Here is an 18,971-nt window from a genome sequence, read left to right as displayed (position 1 = left end):
AGTTGTGCAAGAGCTTTCTATGATAATTCCATTTTTCTGTCTTCTGCGTTTTTTCCGTTCTGCCCGATCAAAAGCCCTTGGTCTGCCTGCCTTTCCCTTAAATCATGGCATATTTTAAGGGAAACGGTACATCGGTAAGGGCATTGCGGGGCATGCCGCTTCCTCCGTAAACGAAAACCGGCCCTTCACCACTGTGAAGGGCCGGTTTATTGAATGGGGAAGATAGCAGTTCAAATCGTTCAGGCCGTTCAGGAGATCGTCAGCGAGGAGATCGCGATCTCCACCGTGCCTTCCACCGAGACCTTGCCGGTGCCGAAGGGAAGGATCAGGCTCTCGCCCTGCCGGATGGGCTCGCCGTTGATGGTGCCGCTGCCGGACAGGACGTTCACGATGGCAAAAGGCTCATCCATCCAGAACTCGTAGTGGTCATACACCCGGACGTGGGAGAGGGTGAAGTAGGGGCTGCGGACCAGTTCTTCCCAGTCGTAGTCTGGTGTGCAGCGGGACTTCTGGGTCAGGGTCGGGGCCTCGTAGGGGCTCTGGATCACGTCCTTGCTCTGCTGGATATGCAGGGCACGGGGTTTGCCGTTCTGCAGGCGGTCGTAGTCGTACAGGCGGTAGGTGTGATATCGCTGCTCTGCTGGACCTCCAGCAGGACGGTGCCTGCGCGGATGGCGTGCACCGTGCCCGGGGCGATGTAGAAGAAATCGCCGGGGTGGATGGGGCGCGGGTGCAGCAGCTTGTTCCACTCGCCGTGGTCGATCTCCTCGCACAGGGCCTCGTCACTGCTGGCCGAGTGGCCCACGATGATGTCGACCCCCGGCTCGCAGTCCAGAATGTACCAGCACTCAGCCTTGCCCAGGCTGCCGTTTTCGTGGCGACGGGCATAGCGGTTGTCCGGGTGCACCTGAATGCTCAGGTCCTGCTTTGCGTGGATCACCTTGACCAGCAGCGGAAAACGGTCGCCGCCGATGCTGCCGAACAGTTCCTGATGCTCGTTCCACAGCCAGCTCAGGGTCTTGCCCTGATATTCCCCTGCGGCGATCTCGCAGTCGCCGTTGGGGTGGGCGCTGGTGACCCAGGCTTCGCCCGTGTGGTCGCCGGGGATATCAAACCCCCGCTGCGCAAGAGCGGAACCGCCCCAGATCGTCTCTTTGAAAACCGGTTTCAACCGAATGAACTGTGCCATGGTAAGGGAGCCTCCTTAGTGAACTTTGTGGGTCTTCTTGCGGAAGAACAGGATCAGGGCTGCGGCCACCGCAGTGCCGACGGCAATGCAGAGCAGGAACAGCGGCATCAGCGCATTCACATCCTGCCGGAGGGTCTGCGGGGCAAGGTCCATTTCCTGACTGAGTGCAGAAAGGGCGGTGTCCGGCATTCTGCTCAGCCGCTGCAGCAGCGCGTACTGTCGGTCGGTCAGCGTCATCGCGCCTGCCCCCTTTCTTTGTCCAAGAAAAGGATAACACACCGCCCCACCGAAGAAAACGCATCTTCTTTGGAGCATTCTGCAGTTTTTTCAGAACAAGACACACACTTTTTTCCGCCGGAGAAAAAATCGTGTGTGAAACCGGAAAACGACCGTTCTCCCCCGCGTTTTGCGGAAAAGAACAGCCGTTTTGGTTCGGTTTTGGATCACAGTTTGCATTATTTTTCAGCGATATCTGTGATATCCGTATCCATCACAGTGTGTCCTTTTGCAATAGCGTATTTCACCGCAGGCAGCCGCACATTGGCAAAATACAGGCTGGTGTTGGGGTCGCACTTGATGAGCACGCCTTCGCCCGTGCCGGACACCCTTGCAGCACAGGGTGTCACAGTGGGCTTCGGCACTGTGGTTTTCCACCGTTTCGTCATAGCCCGGTGCAAAATTCGGCACCGCAAAGCCGGTGTCGTAGGCTTCACAATCAAAGGCACTGTCCACCTCGTGGTGGCGGTGGTGGCCGGTGGCAGTGGGGGTGATGGTGGTGGTCACCTCAATGCCGGGGAAGGGCGACCACCTTGTGACCACGGCCCCCTTTTCGATCTTCCAGCTTTCGGAGGCCCGGCGCACGAACACGTTGCGGTCGATGACAAAGGCCAGCATGCTGTCCGGTGCGGCCTGTTCTATCACCTCCCGGCTGCGGGAAGCGCAGAAGCCGAACCGGGTGTCGTAGGCGAACTTTGCGTACTTTTCCGGGAACTGGCCGTGGCCGGGCACCTGGTTCACACCCGCCGGATAGGCCGTCACCCGGCCCGCCCGGCGCTGCACCAGCATGTTGGCAAAGGGCATGGGCTTGAGGGCATCCAGCGCAGGCAGCGGGGCGGCTTCGGCTGCCCAGAAGGGGTGGTCGTCCGGCAGGGCCAGCAGCAAAAAGCTTTTCATGCTCCAATAGGGGCTGCCCGGGGCGTTGTAGTTTTCGGCCATGTACATCTGCGGGTAGCAGTAGCCGATGGTCAGGATGCCGTCCCGGTCAAAGATGTTCTGGAAAAGCCACCACCGGAAGTTGCGCACGATGATGCCCTTCATCACCGGCAGGGGCAGGGGTTCCAGCCCCGCCCAGATGCAGGCCGACCAGAAGCAGTTCTGAGCAAACCGATAGGTCAGGCTGCGGCCAAAGGGCAGGGCCGCACCGTTGGCGTCGAACCAGTAGACGAACTGCTGTGCAAATAATTCGGCGCGGTGGCGGTAGAGTGCGGCAAGGTGGACACCACCCGGGTCTGGTGGGTGCAGGCCGAAAGCATCCTCGGCTTTGTGAACGAATTTGCCAAGAGCGGCGATGCAAAATACCGCGATGCCGCCGCCGATATTTACCACTACATCTGCAACATGCTGGTGGACAAACGCCCCGGCAGCGAGTGGTTCTGGGATGTGGACGCAGACGGGAAGCCGTCCAGCCGCAAACCGATCCTGGAGCCGTGGAAATGCCCCTACCACAACGGCAGAATGTGTATGGAACTGATGAGGAGGGACCCCGATGTCACAGTCTAAACTCCACCCGAATACCTGCGCCAGAAGGCTTTGCAGGACGCCTACCTCGCCCGCAAAAACAAAAAGACCGATTTCTACAACGGCATCTACGACCGGTGGGAAAACCCGGTGCTGACCCGTGAGAGCATTTCCCTTTCGTGGCGATTCGATCTGAACCCGGAAAACAACCCCCACTTTATGGAGCGTTTGGGCGTGAACGCCGTGTTCAACTCCGGTGCCATCAAGCTGAACGGCAAGTATTACCTTGTGGCCCGCATCGAGGGCAACGACCGCAAGAGCTTTTTCGGCGTGGCCGAGAGCGACAGCCCCGTGGAGGGCTTCCACTTCTGGGAAAAGCCCATCCTGCTGCCGGGCACCTGCCCGGAGGAGACCAACGTCTATGATATGCGCCTGACCCAGCACGAGGACGGCTGGATCTACGGCGTGTTCTGCTCCGAGAGCAAGGACACCACCGTCAACGACCTGTCCGCCGCCGTGGCCGCGGCCGGCATCGTGCGCACCAAGGACCTCAAGACCTGGGAGCGCCTGCCGAACCTTGTCACCAAGCGCAGCCCCCAGCAGCGCAACGTGGACCTGCTGCCCGAGTTCGTGAACGGCAAGTACGCCTTCTACACCCGCCCCATGGATGACTTCATCGACACCGGTTCCGGCGGCGGCGTAGGCTTTGGCCTGTGCGACGACATCACCCATGCCGTCATCGACGAGGAGATCATCACCAGCCCCCGCCGCTACCACACCATCACCGAGGCCAAGAACGGCGAAGGTGCCACCCCCATCAAGACCGAAAAGGGCTGGCTGCACATCGCCCACGGCGTGCGCAACACCGCCGCCGGTCTGCGGTATGTCATTTATGTGTTCGTCACCGCCCTGGACGATCCCGCCAAGGTCATTGCCGAACCCGCCGGGTTCCTGATCGCACCCCGCGACTGGGAGCGCGTGGGTGATGTTTCCAACGTGGTGTTCACCAACGGTGCCATTGCCGACGAGGACGGCAGTGTGTATATTTATTATGCATCCAGCGACACCCGCCTGCATGTGGCTTCCACCACCATCGAGAAGCTGCTGGACTTCGCCTTCAACACTCCGGCCGACCCGCTGCGCAGTGTAGACTGCGTGAAGCAGCGGTGCGAGCTCATCGACAAAAATCTCGAATATCTCAAAAGCATCGGGGAGTAACGCCCCGATGTGAAAGGAACCGCCATGAAAAAGACAAACACCGATGCCCCGTTTTTCCTCCTGATGGGCAAGATCGGCGACCTTGTGTTCGCCAACGTCCTGTGGCTCGTGTGCTGCATCCCTGTGGTGACGGCAGGCGCGTCCACGCTGGGGCTGTTCACCGTGGTGAACAAGCTGGCCGCCAGGGAGGACTACACGGTGCGCACCGACTTTTTCAAGGCGTTCAAACGAGACTTCAAACAAAGCACCGCCCTCTGGCTGGTGGTCCTGCTCGGCGGTCTGGCCGGTTTCCGCGGCCTGCAGATCGCCACGGCGCAGGATACTGCGTCCAACGGCGTCCTTGCGGCCGCGTCCTTCCTGCTTTTGCTGGTGGTGGGCTGCTGCGGCAGCTGGGACTTTGCCCTGCTGGCCCGGTTCAGCTATCCGAAAGCACTCAGCGCCCTGGCCGACGGCGGGCGCATGACGCTGGCAAATCTCTTGTCCAGTGTGGGCATCCTCGCCTTTCTGGCGTGGCTGCCGCTGCTGGCAAAGGCCGCCCCGGCGTGGTTCGTGTATCTGGCCCCGCTCGCGCTGCTCATCGGCGGTTCCGGTTCGGCGCTGGGCATGGCGGCCCTGATGCGCCCCGCCTTCGCCAAGCTGGAAAAAGCAGGCCGCAAAGAAGAAGAAACTGACCCGGAGGAGTTCTGAGCATGATCGTCCGTTCTGAAACCGTTTTACCCTGCACACCGCCCACACCAGCTACCAGCTGGCCGTGGGCCCGGAGGGAGTGCTGCTGCACACCTATTACGGTCCCCGCCTGCCGGATAATGCCCCGGCGCTGGCCGACGGCCGAGTCCCCCACAGTGACCCCGGCTGCTGGCCGGACCTGCTGCCGCAGGAACTTTCCGGCAGCGGCACGGCGGACAACCGCACCCCGGCAGTGGTGCTCGAATATGCCGACGGCACCGAGGCGGCGGCGTTTGTATTCGACCGTGCAGAAGCTCATGTCGGCAAACCCCAGCTGCCCGGCCTGCCCATGTTCCGTGACGGCAATGGCGTCGAAACCCTTTCCGTTTTCCTCAAGGACGCAGGCGGCCTTTCCGCTGAGGTACGCTACACCGTATACGAAACCGAGGACCTCATCACCCGCACGGTGGTCTACACCAACACGGGCGCGGAGCCGCTCACGCTGCACAAAGCCGCTTCCCTTTCCCTCGACTTTACGCCGGACGCGCTGGAGCTTATTACCCTCAACGGCACATGGGCGGCAGAGCGTACCCCGGAGCGTGCACCTCTGCGGTGCGGCATCCAGAGCATCGGCAGCATGCGGGGCATCCCGGGCCATGCCCATAACCCCGCCGTGGCCCTGTGCCATGCCGACACCACCGAGACCACCGGCGAAGCCTGGGGCTTTGCCTTCGTCTACAGCGGCAACTACCTCATTGAGGTAGAACGTGCTGACGCCGGTGAACGGCTGGTCATGGGCATCCACCCGTATCACTTCCACTGGACACTGGCCCCCGGCGAGAGCTTCACCGCACCGGAAGCCGCTATGGTCTACTCCGATCAGGGTCTGGGCGAAATGAGCCGCCGCTTCCACAACGCCATCCGCACCCGGCTGCTGCCGCCGCGCTGGCAGGATATGACGGCCCCCCGCCCAGTGCTCATCAACAGCTGGGAAGCCTGCTACTTTGATTTTGACGAAAAGAAGCTGCTGGAGCTGGCGCAGGCCGCCAAACAGGCAGACATCGACCTGTTTGTGCTGGATGACGGCTGGTTCAAGGGCCGCAACGATACTTCGTCCAGCTTGGGCGACTGGGTGGCCGACACCCGCAAACTGCCGGACGGCCTGCCCGGCCTGTGCAAAAAGCTCAACCTGCTGGGCCTCGAGATGGGCCTGTGGGTGGAGCCGGAAGCCATCAGCCCAAACTCCGACCTCTACCGTGCCCACCCCGACTGGGCCTTTGCCATCCCGGGCCGCACACCGCTGGAGATCCGCCAGCAGTACACGCTGGACTTCAGCCGCCCGGAGGTAGTGGACGGCATCTGGCAGCAGCTGGACACCATTCTGGAAAGCTGCCCGCTCAAGTACCTCAAGTGGGACATGAACCGCTCGCTGGCGCATGTCTATAACGCAAAGCTCCCGGCCAAACGGCAGGGTGAAGTGTACCACCGCTATGTAATGGGCGTATACGAGCTGCAGCGCCGCCTGACCGAAAAGTACCCCGGCCTGCTGCTGGAAAACTGCGCGGGCGGCGGTGCCCGCTTTGACTGCGGCATGCTCTACTACAGCCCCCAAATTTGGTGCAGCGACAACACCGACGCCCGCAGCCGCCTGGTCATCCAGTACGGCACCAGCCTGTTCTACCCCGGCTGCGTGATGGGGGCCCACTTCTCCACGGTGCCGAACCACTGCACCGGCCACATCTCCACCCCGGAAGCCCGCATGGCAGCGGCCCTGACCGGCACCTTCGGCTTTGAGCTGGACCTGACAAAGTACACCGAGGAAGAACTGGCCGCCCTGCGCCCCTATGTGGCGTGGTACCGCAAGCACGGTGCCCTGCTGCGCGGCGGCGAACTGCACCGCTTGGTGGACCCGGAACCCAACGGTCTGGGCGCTGCATGGATGATCGCCGCCAAGGACGGCAGCGAAGCCGCTGTGTTTGCGGTGGGCGATGCCCTGAGCGGGGCCCACGGCATTGCCAGCCCCAACAGCCGCACCCGCACCCTCTGGAAAGCGCTGGTGTGACCGCCGGGGTACCGTTTCTCCCCCGCCAGAGTTGAACGCAGGAACACAAAGCCCCGCTGCTCTGAAAAGATTTTCGCTTTTCTTTTCCCGTATTTCATGGTATTCTATGGTATGGGAAATTTTTAGAGGGGAACATTATCATGAGCGAATTCACCTTTCACACGCTGCGGGAAAGCATCACCTCCGCCATCCGGGAAAAAATATTGACCGGCGGGCTGCAGCCCGGCTGCAAGCTCACCGAACAAAAGCTGGCCGAGGAGTTCGGCTCCAGCCGCGCGCCCATCCGGGAAGCACTGCGCCAGCTGGAACAGGAGGGCCTGATCGAGTATTCCCGCAATGTGGGCTGCTCGGTCAAAAAGATCACCATTGAGGACGCCTACGAAATTTATCTGCTGCGGGCCAATCTGGAAATGACCGCCCTGCGGCAGTTCGACTGCCAGTTCCCGGCGGAAGACCTTGCCGCCATGCGCGGCCTTCTGGACGAGATGCTGCAAGTTCCCTCCGGGGACCTTCTGGCCATCGTGGAGAACGACAACCGCTTCCACCGCATCATCGTGCAGCGGGCCGGACTGCCCCGGCTGCTGAAATTCTGGGATGACCTGAACTACGGCAGTCTCATTGCCGGGGTGAAAAGCGGCCCTTACCACGGCGATCTGGCGGTGCGGCAGAACGTGATCCACACCGAGCTTTACCATGCCCTTGCCTCCCGCGACACCGAGGCCGCCTGTCAGGCCGTCTACGACCACTACATGAAGCCGCTGGAAGCACTCCGTGAAGCGGAAAAGAGCACCGCCGCCCGCTGAGCCCGGCGCGGCACCGGCCCTGAAATTCAGACAACCGCCTAAATACTGGGCGGTTATTTTATTTAAATTGCAGATTGTCTACAATCTACAATTGTGCTATACTATACCGGTAAACGATCGAAATCTGTCGTTCTTTGGCCAGACGCATCGCTTTTGGCGGAGGACTTCCGGCCCGCTTTTGCGGCAGCCGGAAAAGAAAGAGAGGATTATCCGCATGTCAACATCTACCCAAAAAGCAGCCGAAACCACCAAGATCAGCTGGCCGGTCCTTGCGTTCATGGCCTTTTCCACCGTGTGGGGCTTTGGCAACATCACCAACGGCTTTGTCTACTTCAACGGCCCGCAGGTCATCTTCAGCTGGATCCTGATGTTCGCGCTCTACTTCATCCCCTATGCCCTGATGGTGGGTGAGCTGGGCTCTGCCTTCAAAAACGAGGGCGGCGGCGTCAGCTCCTGGCTGCACCAGACCACCAACGCAAAGCTTGCTTACTACGCCGGCTGGACCTACTGGGCCTGCCACATCACCTACATCGCCAGCAAGGGCAGCGGCTTCCTCAAGGCGCTGAGCTGGGCCGTCTTCCGCAACGCGGAGACCTACGACTCCTTCCCCACCCTGTACATCCAGCTGGCCACCTTCGGCATCCTGCTGCTGGGCTGCTACATCGCCAGCCTGGGCCTGAACCCGCTGAAAAAGCTGCTCACCGCCGCCGGCACCTGCACCTTTATCATGTCGCTGCTGTACATCGTGATGATGTTTGCCGCCCCGGCCATCAACCCCACCGCCGAATATGTGCACGCGAACCTGAGCTTCAGCAGCCTCATCCCGAACTTCAACGTCACCTACTTCACCTCGCTGTCCATTCTGGTGTTCGCTGTGGGCGGCTGCGAGAAAATTTCCCCCTACGTCAACAAGGTCGAGAACCCCAGCAAGGGCTTCCCCAAGGGCATGATCGCACTGGCCGGCATGGTGGTGGTCTGCGCCGTTCTGGGCACGCTGGCCATGAGCCGCATGTTCGACCCCGCTGTCATCAATGAAAGCACCGAGAGCTTTAACGCCTACGCCGCCAACAGTTCCTACTGGGCCTTCCAGAAGCTGGGCCAGTATTACCACGTCGGCGACCTGTTCATGATCATCTATGCCCTGTGCAATGTCATCAGCCAGTTCGCCGTGCTGATCCTCAGCATCGACGCCCCGCTGCGTATGCTGTTGGACAACGAGCACACCCAGCAGTTCATCCCGCAGGGCCTGCACAAGGTCAACGCCCACGGCGTGCACAGCAACGGCATCAAGATGGTGGCCGTGCTGTCCGGTTCCATCATTCTGGTGCAGTCCTTCGTGCCCGGCGCTGCCGCTGTGCTGCGCCAGCTGACCAAGCTGAACTCTGTCTGTATGCCCATGCGTTACCTGTGGGTGTTCGTGGCCTACGTTGCCCTGCGCAACGCCTATGACACCATCCCCGCCGAGTACCGCTTCGTGAAGAACCAGAAGGTCGCCAAGTTCTTCGGCGTCTGGTGCTTTGCCGTCACGGCCATCTGCTGCGTGATGGGCATGTACGACAAGGACCCCTTCACCTTTGCGCTGAACGTCATCACCCCCGTGGTGCTGACGGTTCTGGGCTTCATCCTGCCGGCTATTGCAAAGCGCGAGCAGCAGAAGTAAAATAAGATCAATCAAAAGTACTTGAACGGGCCGGTCAAATCTTCTGATTTCGACCGGCCTTTTCTGAGATCACCGATCGGAGGTTCACATTTATGATCGAGACCGAAGTCAGGGAGCTGCTTTCCTTCATCGACGGCAACCCCACCGCCTACCACACCACCGCATCCGTCCGGGAGATCCTGCTGAAGGCGGGCTTCTCCGAGCTGCTGGAAAGCGGCAAGTGGCAGCTGGAGCCCGGCAGGGACTATTTCGTCTGCCGCAACGGCTCCAGCATCATCGCCTTCCGCATGGGCACCCGGCTTGAGCGCTACAGCTTCAACGTGGCCGCTGCCCACACGGATTCCCCCTGCTTCCGCATCAAGGAGAACGCAGAACTTCACATGGGCCAGAAGTACACCCGCCTGAATACCGAGGGCTACGGCGGCATGATCTGCTCCACCTGGCTGGACCGCCCGCTGTCCGTGGCCGGCCGCGTGCTGGTGAAGGACGGCGACGCCATCACCTCCCGTCTGGTGGCACTGGACCGCGACCTGCTGCTCATCCCAAGCGTGGCCATCCATATGAACCGCGAGGTGAACGACAAGGCCTCCTTCAACAAGCAGATCGACATGCTGCCCCTGCTGGGCGGTGCCGCCGAGGAAGGCGTGCTGAAAAAGCTCATCGCCGCCGAGCTGAACGTGGCCGAAGACCAGATCCTGGGCAGCGACCTGTTCCTTTGCATCCGCGAGAAGGCCACCGTCTGGGGCTGCAACGAGGAGTTCATCTCCTCCGGCCGCCTGGACGACCAGCAGTGCGTGTTCGGCATCCTGAAGGGCCTGCTGCAGGGCCGCAGCGCCGAATCCGTCAACGTGGCCGCCTTCTTTGATAACGAGGAAGTGGGCTCCGGCACCAAGCAGGGTGCGGCTTCCACCTTCCTGTACGACGTGCTGCACCGCATCGCGCAGAACGTCTGCCCCAGCGACGAGGACTTCCACCGCGCGGTGGCATCCAGCTTCATGTTCAGCGCCGACAACGCCCACGCCGTGCACCCGAACCACCCGGAGCACACCGACGCCAACAACTGCACCTACATGAACGAGGGCGTTGTGGTCAAGGTCCATGCGGGCCAGAAGTACACCAGCGACGGCATGAGCATGGCCGTTGCCAAGGAGCTGGCCGCCCGCGCCGGGGTGCCCCTGCAGTACTTCGCCAACCGTTCCGATAAGGCGGGCGGCAGCACCCTGGGCAACCTGGCCATGGCGCAGGTGTCCATGAACTGCGTGGACATCGGCCTGCCGCAGCTGGCCATGCACTCCTGTTACGAGACCGCCGGTGCCAAGGACACCATCTCTCTCATCCGGCTGATGAAGGAGTTCTACAGCAGCCACTTCGAGGAGACCGGCTTCGGCACCCTGGCCGTGCACAAGGCCTGACCCCCTATCGACAGCAAAAGACCGGGCACCCTGCGGTGTCCGGTCTTTTTTGCAGTATTGGTTGCGGGAACGCTTATGCCAGCAGCGACATGATGTTTGCAGTGATCAGGCCGCCTGCCGTGCCGATGACGTAGCCCATCAGGGCCATCAGAACGCCAACGGGGACCAGTGCGCCGCTGTAGGCACCGGCCAGAATGGGAGCGGAAGCAGAGCCGCCGATGTTTGCCAGCGAAGCCACGCCGCAGGTGAACATGTCGAGGTGGAAGATCTTAGCCAGCAGCACCAGGATGATGCCGTGGATGGCCAGGATCATGAAGCCGGCCAGGATCCATGCGGGCGCGTCGGTCAGCTCCAGGAAGCTTGCGCGGGAGGCCAGCAGCGCCACGACCGAGTAGAGCAGCAGGTTGGAAAGCTCGGTGCTGCCTGCCATGCGGCCCACGGGAGTGACGGCGCCGATCAGACCGGCCAGCGTGATGAGCAGGACGGTCCAGGTGGCCTTGTCCAGGAAGGGCATTGCGCCGTTCAGCGCTGCGCCGATGTCCTGACCGAAGGCAGAGATCACCAGAGCCAGACCCAGCAGGAAGATCAGGTTGACAAAGCTGGCCTTGTCCTCGTTGGCCTTTGCGTCCTCTTCCAGACGGCGGGACACTTCATCCAGCGTGGTGGTGTCGGCCTTGGCCCACTTGTTGAACTTGGGTGCCAGATTGATGGCCCACAGCAGGAACATGACCCAGATCGAATAGTCGATGGAGTCCACGACCAGCGCGTACGCCATGTCGCCCTCGCCGATGTCCAGAGCAGCCTGCACGGCGATCATGTTGCCGGAACCGCCCATCCAGCTGCCGCACAGCGCACCCAGAGCCTTCCAGGCCTCAGAGCCCAGGAAGCCCTTCATGATGGCGAAGGTGGCAATGAAGCCCACCGCGATGGAGAAGGAAGCGGCAAAGAAGCCGCCCAGCATCTTGGGGCCCAGCTTGATGATCTTGCGGATGTCGCAGCGCAGCAGCATCAGGAAGATCATGGTGTAAAGCAGATTGTTCTTCAGCACCGAATAAGCCGGTTTGGTGGCTTCCATGTCCCATGCACCCAGCGTGCACAGGATCATGGTGATGAGGTAGAGCAGAACGATGGGCGGCGCATAGTCAAAAAACTTCGACTTTGTGTAGCGCTGCAGCCACACCAGCAGTGCGGCAATGAACACCAGCACCGCGATGTAGGTGAAACCGTTTGTGATCATGGACCCGATCCCCTTTCTTTTGTGTGAAATTGCGGACAATTGTCTTTACAAGATTGACAACTTCGTATACAATGTTACCATGGATTTCATAATTTGGCAATATTTTTTATCGAAAGGGGTAGGTTTTCTATGAAAATCACAGAAGTGCGTCTCGGCCTGATCTCGGTGCCGCTGCGTGTGCCGTTCAAAACGGCCCTGCGTTCGGTCAGCAGCGTGGAGGATGTGATCGTTGAGATCCACACCGACACCGGTGCGGTGGGCTACGGTGAGGCACCTCCCACCGGCGTTATCACCGGCGACACCACCGGTGCTATCATCGGTGCCATCCGCGACCACATCGCCAAGACCATCGTCGGCCGCGACGTGGATGAGTTCGAAGACCTGATGATCGCGCTGAACGGCTGCATCCAGAAGAACACCAGCGCCAAGGCTGCCGTGGATATGGCCCTGTGGGACCTGTATGGCCAGCTGTATAAGATCCCGGTCTACAAGCTGATGGGCGGCGCGAAGAAGTCCATCGTCACCGACATCACCATCAGCGTGAACGACCCCGAGGAGATGGTGCGCGACGCCCTGAACGCCATCGACCGCGGCTACGACTGCCTGAAGGTCAAGGTGGGCAAGGAGCCGGAAAAGGACATCGCCCGCCTGAGCGCCATCCGCGCCGCCGTGCCCAAGGAGACCTGCATCCGCATCGACGCGAATCAGGGCTGGACCCCGAAGGAAGCCGTGCGCATCCTGAACGGGATGCAGGAGAAGGGCCTGGACATCGAGTTCGTGGAGCAGCCGGTCAAGGCCCACGACTTCGACGGCCTGAAGTACGTCACCGAGCGCTCCTATGTGCCGGTGCTGGCCGACGAGAGCGTGTTCTCCCCGCAGGACGCCCTGACCATCATGCAGATGGGCGCAGCCGACCTCGTGAACATCAAGCTGATGAAGTGCGGCGGCCTGTACAACGCCCTCAAGATTGCCTCTGCCGCTGAGGTCTATGGCGTGGAATGCATGATCGGCTGCATGCTGGAAGCCAAGATCAGCGTGAACGCGGCCGTGCATCTGGCCTGTGCAAAGCAGATCATCACCCGTGTCGATCTGGACGGCCCCGTGCTGTGCAGCGAGGACCCCATCCTCGGCGGTGCCGTATTCAACGAAAAGGACATCACCGTCTCCGACGAGCCGGGTCTCGGCATCAAGGGCATTGAGCCGGGCAAGATCCGTTATATCTAAGCAACAAAAAGAAGGGCTGCTGCGGCAGCCCTTCTTTTTGTTGCTATTACTCTTTATACGCCAGAATCGCCTTCAGGTACTCCCACACCCGGGCCACCGAAGCGATGTCGGCGCGCTCGTTGGGGGTGTGGACGTTGAGCAGGTTCGGGCCAAAGGAGATGCAGTCCAGCCCGTCGATCTTGCCCGAGAGGATGCCGCACTCAAGGCCTGCGTGCAGCGCCACGATCTGCGGCTTTGCGCCGTACTGCGCTTCATAGACGGCCACGCAGCGGTCCCGCAGGGCGCTCTCGCGGGCGTAGGTCCAGGCCGGGTAGTCGCCGTGGAACCGCACGCTGCCGCCCAGCAGCTCGGTCAGGGTCTGTACCTTGCGGGCCAGCAGTTCCTTGGCCGAGGGCACCGAGCTGCGCACGGAGAAGCGCAGAATGGCTTCGGCGTCGCCCAGCTCCGCCACGCCCAGATTCAGCGAGGTCTCCACAAGGCCCGGCACGTCCATGCTCATGGCCTGCACGCCCCAGGGCATCAGCAGCAGGGCCTTGCGCAGCCGCTGGGTGGAATCGGCATCCAGCGCGCTGTACTCGCTGCAGCCCTGTTCGGTGAGCTGCAGGCGGATGGCGGGGTCTGCCGTGCCGTATTCGGCCTGCATCTGGGCCGCAAAGTCGGCCGCGGCGGCATGCACGGCTTCGGTGATGCCTGCGGGCAGCACCAGCGTGACGCTGCTCTCCTTCGGGATGACGTTCTCCTTCGCACCGCCGGAGAGGGCCAGCACAGCGTACTGCACGCCGTGGTCTTCCAGCAGGGTCAGCCAGCGGCCCAGCAGGGCGATGGCGTTGGCCCGGCCCTTGTGGATCTCGGTGCCGGAGTGGCCGCCCACAAGGCCCACGATATCCGCCTTCACAGCAGTGCCGGTCACGGCCGCCCGGGCAGCGGGCAAGTGGCACTCGATGCGGCGGCCGCCGGCGCAGCCTGCGGTCAGCACGCCCTCCTCCTCCGAGTCGATGTTGATGAGCAGGCGGCCCGCGAGGTCAGAAAAGTCCATGGCGGAAGCGCCCAGCAGGCCCACTTCCTCGCAGACGGTCAGCACCACTTCCAGCGCCGGGTGGGGGATGTCGTCGGCGTCCAGCACAGCCAGCGCATAGGCCACGGCAATGCCGTCATCGCCGCCCAGCGTGGTGCCCTCGGCGTGCACATAGCCGCCGTCCACCACGGGGCGGATGGCGTCCTTTTCGAGGTCCAGCTTGCAGTCGGCGGTCTTGTCGCCCACCATGTCCAGATGGCCCTGCAAGATCAGGGCAGGCTCGTTCTCGTAGCCCGGGGTGGCCGGGGCCTTGATGAGCAGGTTGCCCATCTCGTCCTGGCGGCAGGCAAGGCCGTGCTCCTTCGCGAAATCCGCGCAGTAGTCGCTCAGGGCCTTCTCGTGGTGGGAGGTGTGCGGGATGCCGCAGATCGCCTCAAAATAATGAAAAACCGATGCCGGTTCCAGTCCGGTCAATGCGCTCATAATGTTCCCTCTCCTTTGGTTCAGTGTAAAAATACTTTCCAGTTTCTATTTTAGCAGATGACACCGTCCGGCACAACAGAAAAATCCCTCCGGGAAAAGGCCCGAAGGGATCTTTGTGCGCTTACTGTGCCTGGCTCAGGCAGTCGTCCATGGCGGTAAAGACAGCATCGCTGGTCATGGTGGCCCCTGCCACGGCGTCCACGCCGGTGGTGGTACCAGCCTCCGTCAGCTGCTCTGCCAGCGCTGCCGCCGCGTTGCCGCCCAGCTCCGGCGTCTCGCCGGAAGCGTCGATGTCCACATCCGTCACCTTGCCGCCGGTGATGGTCACGGTGACGGCCACATCGCTCAGGCAGCCATGGGCGCTGGCAGTGTAGGTGCCGTCGGTGTAGCTGGCGGCGTTGTCCGCTGCGGGCACCGTGCCGGTGCTGGCGATATACAAACTCAGGCCGATGCCCATAATGAGGGTCACAATGGCCATCAGGATCGCATTTCTTGTCAGTCTGCGTTTCATGAACTCAACGGCTCCTTTTCAAAAAACTGCTTACTTCGCGGGCTTGAAGCTGTCGCGCAGGGTCACCACACGGTTATACACGCCCGGGTTCTTGGAGTCCGGGGTGAAGAAGCCGGTGCGCACGAACTGGAACTTCTCGCCGGGCTTTGCGTCCTTCAGGCTTTCTTCCAGCTTGCAGCCCTTGCGCACAACGACGCTCTCCGGGTTCAGGTAGTCCTTGTAGTCGCTGCCGTCCGGGATGGCGTTCATGTTGGCCTCGGTGAACAGCTTGTCGTACAGGCGCACCTCGGCGTCTACGGCATGGGCGGCGCTCACCCAGTGGATGGTGCCCTTCACCTTGCGGCCGTCGGCAGGGTTGCCGTTGCCGGTCTCAAGGTCAGCGGTGCAGTGGATGGCGGCAATGCTGCCGTCGGCGTTCTTCTCCACGCCCTCGCACTTGACGATGTAGGCACCCATCAGGCGGACTTCGCCGCCCACGGTCAGGCGCTTGAACTTCGGAGGCGGGACCTCGGCAAAGTCCTCGCTCTCGATCCAGAGCTCTTTGGTAAAGGCCACCTTGCGGGTGGTGGTGTCGTTTGCTTCGCGGTTGGGGTTGTTGGCCACATCAAAGTACTCGGTCTTGTCGGCCGGGTAGTTGTCCACGATCAGCTTCACGGGCTCCAGCACGGCGATGCGGCGCTGGGCGGTCAGGTCCAGCTCGCTGCGGATGCAGGCTTCCAGCTGGCGCATGTCGATGAGGTTATCGGACTTGGAGATACCGGCCTCCCGCACGAAGGTGAAGATGGAGGTGGGGGTGTAGCCGCGGCGGCGCAGGCCGCACAGGGTGGGCATGCGGGGATCATCCCAGCCGTCCACGATGCCCATCTCCACCAGCTCACGCAGGTAGCGCTTGCTCATGACGGTGTTGGTCATGTTCAGGCGGGCGAACTCGCGCTGCTTGGGGAAGGCGGTGCCGAAGATGTTCTCGATGACCCAGTTGTACAGCGGGCGGTGGTTCTCGAACTCCAGGCTGCACATGCTGTGGGTGATGCCCTCGATGGCGTCCTGAATGGGGTGGGCGAAGTCGTACATCGGGTAGATGCACCACTTGTTGCCCTGACGGTGATGCTCGGCGTATTTGATGCGGTAGATGGCCGGGTCGCGCATGTTCATGTTGGGGCTGGCCAGGTCGATCTTGGCGCGCAGGGTCTTTTCACCCTCCTGGAACTCACCGGCACGCATCCGGCGGAACAGGTCGAGGTTCTCCTCCGGGGTGCGGTCGCGCCACGGAGAGGGGCGGCTGGGCTTGCCGGCGTCCGCGCCGCGGTACTCGCGCATCTCGTCACGGGTCAGGTCGTCCACATAAGCCTTGCCCTCTTTGATGAGCTTCTCGGCGTACTCGTAGCACTTGTCGAAGTAGTCGCTGCCGTAGAAGATGCCGCCGTTGGGGTCGGCACCCAGCCAGTGCAGGTCTTCGATGATGCTGTTGACGTACTCCTCGCCTTCGCGGGCGGGGTTGGTGTCGTCCAGACGCAGGTTGAACTTGCCGCCGTACTGGTTGGCAATGGACCAGTTGATGTAGATGGCCTTGGCGCTGCCGATGTGCAGGTAGCCGTTGGGCTCGGGCGGGAAGCGGGTATGGATCTCGCTGATCTTGCCTTCGGCCAGATCGGCGTCGATGATGTCGGTCAGAAAGTTTTTATCTGCCATGAGTTTTCCCCCTGTCAAGGGCACAGCGTGCCCATATATTCCATAATAGTATATAATACACTAATTTTTGTTCTGCTTCAAGATGAACGATTCAAATTGTGGGGCAAATGCGCATTTTTGCGTGGAATTTTGCTGCGAATTGCCCAATTTCTACAACTTTTACCCTATCCCTTGACACAAGGGTGAAAGGAGAGTATATTTTTGCAGGGCATACGGCATGTTTTGCCGTATTTAGAATAGGAGGAAACCCATGAACGGTTTAAAAGAAGCATTCAGCAGGGAAAATCTGCTGAAGAATTTAAATTTTTTCGCCGAGCTGAACCTCGGCCTGATCCTGACGGCGGTCGGCATCGTCTACTTTAAAAATCCCAACCACTTCGCCTTCGGCGGCACCTCGGGCCTGTCCATCCTGCTGGCAGACCTGTTCCCGAAGATCAACGTGGGCGGCTTCATGTGGATCATCAACCTGGCGCTGGTGGTGCTGGGCTTCATCTTTCTGGGCGTCAAGTGCATGGGCTGGACCATCTACTCCTCCTTTGCGCTGTCCTTCTTCGTCTCTGTCTGCGAGTGGCTCTACCCCTCGAACCTGTCCATGAGCGGCGATGCCATGCTGGACCTGGTGTTCGCGGTGTTCCTGCCCGCTTTGGGTGCAGCCATCGTGTTCGACATCGGCGCATCCACCGGCGGCACCGATATTGTGGCCCTCATTCTGGCAAAATATACCTCGATGGAAATCGGCAAGGCCCTGATGGTGAGCGATATCCTCATCGTGCTGGCGGCGGCCTGGCGGTTCGGCATGGGCACCGGCCTTTACTGCATCCTGGGCCTGATGGGCAAGAGCTTCGTGGTGGACGGTGCCATTGAAAACATCCGCCTGCGCAAGGTGTGCACCATCATGACGGCCAACCCCCAGCCCATTCTGGACTTTATCATCCACGATATGAACCGCTCTGCCACCGTGGAAAAGGCCTACGGTGCCTACACCCACCACGAGCTGAGCGTGCTGGTCACGGTGCTGACCCGCCGTCAGGCGCTGCAGCTGCGCAACTTCCTGCGGGAGCACGACCCCAAGAGCTTCATCACCATCGTCAATTCCAGCGAGATCATCGGCAAGGGCTTCCGCTCCTTCAACTAACGCGTCTTCCAGCGAAAGGCAGGCCGATCAGGGCCTGCTCTTTTCTGTTTTCGTCCTGCGGACAGAAGCTCACCGCTATTGACGAACGGCCCAAAAAACGATATACTATACCTCGGCGGTGCAGCCGTGCCGCCGGATGCCGGGGTGTTGCGCAGTTGGTAGCGCGCCTGCTTTGGGAGCAGGAGGCCGCGAGTTCAAGTCTCGCCACTCCGATATTTTTGTGATCCTGTGTTCGGACCGCCGCTGCCCGGATGCAGGATTTTTTCTTGCCCGCCGGGCCGTCAGCGTGCTGTGGAATGCACGCAAAATCGGAAAATTCCTCCGTAAAACGCCATTTTCTTTCTTCCTCATACATGCAAAAGAGGCTGTGCCAATGGCACAGCCTCTTTTGTGTATAGGATTTTCCCTCGGGGGAAGGCTTATACAATGTGTTACTCCCGCACGGCGATGCACTCGATCTCGAGCTTTGCGCCCTTGGGGATAGCGGCCACCTGCACGCAGCTGCGGGCCGGGAACGGTTCCGTGAATGCCTTGGCATACACAGCGTTCACCGCAGCAAAGTCGTTGATGTCGGCCAGGAAGATGACCGTCTTGACCACATTTGCCATGGTCAGGCCCGCTTCGGCCAGAATGGCCTTGAGGTTTGCAAGGCTCTGGGCGGCCTGCTCCTCCACGGTGTCAGCCATGGTGCCGGTGGCGGGGTCCACGGGGATCTGTCCGGAGACAAACACCATGCTGCCCAGGTCCAGTGCCTGGCTGTAGGGGCCGATGGCGGCGGGTGCGTTGGACGTAGAAACGACTTTCATAACAATTCTCCTTTATCGAATGATGCACTTATCTGGGCGGCGGGCTGGAAGTTTCTCCGAGGACCGTCCGCTGGGGTGGGACCCTGTCGCCGTCAGGCGATAGGGCGGGCGATGGAATGGCCCG

18 protein-coding genes and 1 tRNA gene are annotated in these 18,971 nt (G+C 61.1%); 10 read left to right on the top strand and 9 right to left on the bottom strand.

Annotated elements, in window-relative coordinates; translation table 11 throughout:
• Positions 1-248: 248 nt before the first annotated feature.
• The 4 genes from CGS49_RS14460 to CGS49_RS07625 form a co-directional block, all read right to left on the bottom strand.
• Positions 249-548 carry a hypothetical protein gene (locus CGS49_RS14460; RefSeq protein WP_242975412.1) on the bottom strand — a complete coding sequence of 100 codons (300 nt, stop codon included), beginning with the start codon at positions 546-548 and terminating at the stop codon, positions 249-251.
• Positions 545-1,189 carry a type I phosphomannose isomerase catalytic subunit gene (locus CGS49_RS07635; protein ID WP_242975411.1) on the bottom strand — a complete coding sequence of 215 codons (645 nt, stop codon included), beginning with the start codon at positions 1,187-1,189 and terminating at the stop codon, positions 545-547. The genes CGS49_RS14460 and CGS49_RS07635 overlap by 4 nt, the downstream gene beginning before the upstream one ends.
• A 15-nt stretch (positions 1,190-1,204) precedes the next feature.
• On the bottom strand, positions 1,205-1,426 hold the full coding sequence (locus CGS49_RS07630; RefSeq protein WP_097801268.1) for a hypothetical protein: 222 nt from the start codon (positions 1,424-1,426) through the stop codon (positions 1,205-1,207).
• Positions 1,427-1,651: 225 nt separating this feature from the next.
• Positions 1,652-2,794, bottom strand: coding sequence for a DUF2264 domain-containing protein (locus CGS49_RS07625; protein ID WP_242975410.1), 1,143 nt, complete (start codon positions 2,792-2,794; stop codon positions 1,652-1,654).
• On the opposite strand from CGS49_RS07625, the gene CGS49_RS07620 reads away from it, so the two are divergent.
• The 7 genes from CGS49_RS07620 (at position 2,732) to CGS49_RS07590 (ending at position 10,747) form a co-directional block, all read left to right on the top strand.
• Complete coding sequence (locus tag CGS49_RS07620) at positions 2,732-2,968, top strand: hypothetical protein (RefSeq protein ID WP_242975409.1); 237 nt, start codon at positions 2,732-2,734, stop codon at positions 2,966-2,968. The genes CGS49_RS07625 and CGS49_RS07620 overlap by 63 nt on opposite strands.
• 15 nt (positions 2,969-2,983) lie before the next feature.
• Positions 2,984-4,144 carry a glycoside hydrolase family 130 protein gene (locus tag CGS49_RS07615; protein WP_097801267.1) on the top strand — a complete coding sequence of 387 codons (1,161 nt, stop codon included), beginning with the start codon at positions 2,984-2,986 and terminating at the stop codon, positions 4,142-4,144.
• A gap of 24 nt (positions 4,145-4,168) precedes the next feature.
• On the top strand, positions 4,169-4,831 hold the full coding sequence (locus CGS49_RS07610; RefSeq protein ID WP_097801266.1) for a DUF624 domain-containing protein: 663 nt from the start codon (positions 4,169-4,171) through the stop codon (positions 4,829-4,831).
• Positions 4,832-4,910: 79 nt separating this feature from the next.
• Positions 4,911-6,872 (top strand): alpha-galactosidase, encoded by a 1,962-nt coding sequence (locus tag CGS49_RS07605; protein WP_143405834.1) that lies wholly within the window; start codon positions 4,911-4,913, stop codon positions 6,870-6,872.
• A gap of 140 nt (positions 6,873-7,012) precedes the next feature.
• Positions 7,013-7,675 (top strand): GntR family transcriptional regulator, encoded by a 663-nt coding sequence (locus tag CGS49_RS07600; protein WP_097801264.1) that lies wholly within the window; start codon positions 7,013-7,015, stop codon positions 7,673-7,675.
• A gap of 214 nt (positions 7,676-7,889) precedes the next feature.
• Positions 7,890-9,335, top strand: a complete 1,446-nt coding sequence (locus CGS49_RS07595) for an APC family permease (RefSeq protein ID WP_097801263.1) — start codon at positions 7,890-7,892, stop codon at positions 9,333-9,335.
• 92 nt (positions 9,336-9,427) lie between these two features.
• On the top strand, positions 9,428-10,747 hold the full coding sequence (locus CGS49_RS07590) for a M18 family aminopeptidase (RefSeq protein WP_097801262.1): 1,320 nt from the start codon (positions 9,428-9,430) through the stop codon (positions 10,745-10,747).
• A 73-nt stretch (positions 10,748-10,820) separates the two neighbouring features.
• Here the strand turns inward: CGS49_RS07590 and CGS49_RS07585 are convergent, their stop codons facing one another.
• Complete coding sequence (locus tag CGS49_RS07585; protein ID WP_097801261.1) at positions 10,821-11,984, bottom strand: DUF819 family protein; 1,164 nt, start codon at positions 11,982-11,984, stop codon at positions 10,821-10,823.
• Between the two features lie 129 nt (positions 11,985-12,113).
• Between CGS49_RS07585 and CGS49_RS07580 the strand changes: the two genes are divergently transcribed.
• Positions 12,114-13,208 carry a dipeptide epimerase gene (locus CGS49_RS07580; RefSeq protein WP_097801260.1) on the top strand — a complete coding sequence of 365 codons (1,095 nt, stop codon included), beginning with the start codon at positions 12,114-12,116 and terminating at the stop codon, positions 13,206-13,208.
• A gap of 46 nt (positions 13,209-13,254) precedes the next feature.
• Here the strand turns inward: CGS49_RS07580 and CGS49_RS07575 are convergent, their stop codons facing one another.
• The 3 genes from CGS49_RS07575 to CGS49_RS07565 form a co-directional block, all read right to left on the bottom strand.
• Positions 13,255-14,706: an aminoacyl-histidine dipeptidase gene (locus tag CGS49_RS07575; protein ID WP_097801259.1), complete on the bottom strand. Its 1,452-nt coding sequence runs from the start codon at positions 14,704-14,706 to the stop codon at positions 13,255-13,257.
• Positions 14,707-14,827: 121 nt separating this feature from the next.
• Positions 14,828-15,217 (bottom strand): FMN-binding protein, encoded by a 390-nt coding sequence (locus CGS49_RS07570; protein WP_097801258.1) that lies wholly within the window; start codon positions 15,215-15,217, stop codon positions 14,828-14,830.
• A gap of 30 nt (positions 15,218-15,247) precedes the next feature.
• Positions 15,248-16,906 (bottom strand): glutamine--tRNA ligase/YqeY domain fusion protein, encoded by a 1,659-nt coding sequence (locus CGS49_RS07565; protein ID WP_097801257.1) that lies wholly within the window; start codon positions 16,904-16,906, stop codon positions 15,248-15,250.
• Between the two features lie 250 nt (positions 16,907-17,156).
• Here CGS49_RS07565 and CGS49_RS07560 point away from each other — a divergent pair, with 250 nt between their 5' ends.
• Together CGS49_RS07560 and CGS49_RS07555 are read left to right on the top strand one after the other, a co-directional pair.
• Entirely contained in the window at positions 17,157-18,041 is an 885-nt protein-coding gene (locus CGS49_RS07560) for a YitT family protein (protein ID WP_097801256.1), read from the top strand.
• 140 nt (positions 18,042-18,181) lie between these two features.
• Positions 18,182-18,254 (top strand) — tRNA-Pro (locus CGS49_RS07555).
• 218 nt (positions 18,255-18,472) lie between these two features.
• Here the strand turns inward: CGS49_RS07555 and CGS49_RS07550 are convergent.
• Complete coding sequence (locus CGS49_RS07550) at positions 18,473-18,847, bottom strand: RidA family protein (RefSeq protein ID WP_097801255.1); 375 nt, start codon at positions 18,845-18,847, stop codon at positions 18,473-18,475.
• Positions 18,848-18,971 lie beyond the last annotated feature (124 nt).

It is taken from the genome of Faecalibacterium langellae (assembly GCF_002549775.1).
Lineage (GTDB): Bacteria > Bacillota > Clostridia > Oscillospirales > Ruminococcaceae > Faecalibacterium > Faecalibacterium langellae.
The sequence above is the reverse complement of the archived record's forward strand: the minus strand, read 5'-3'. Positions and strand labels throughout refer to the sequence as shown.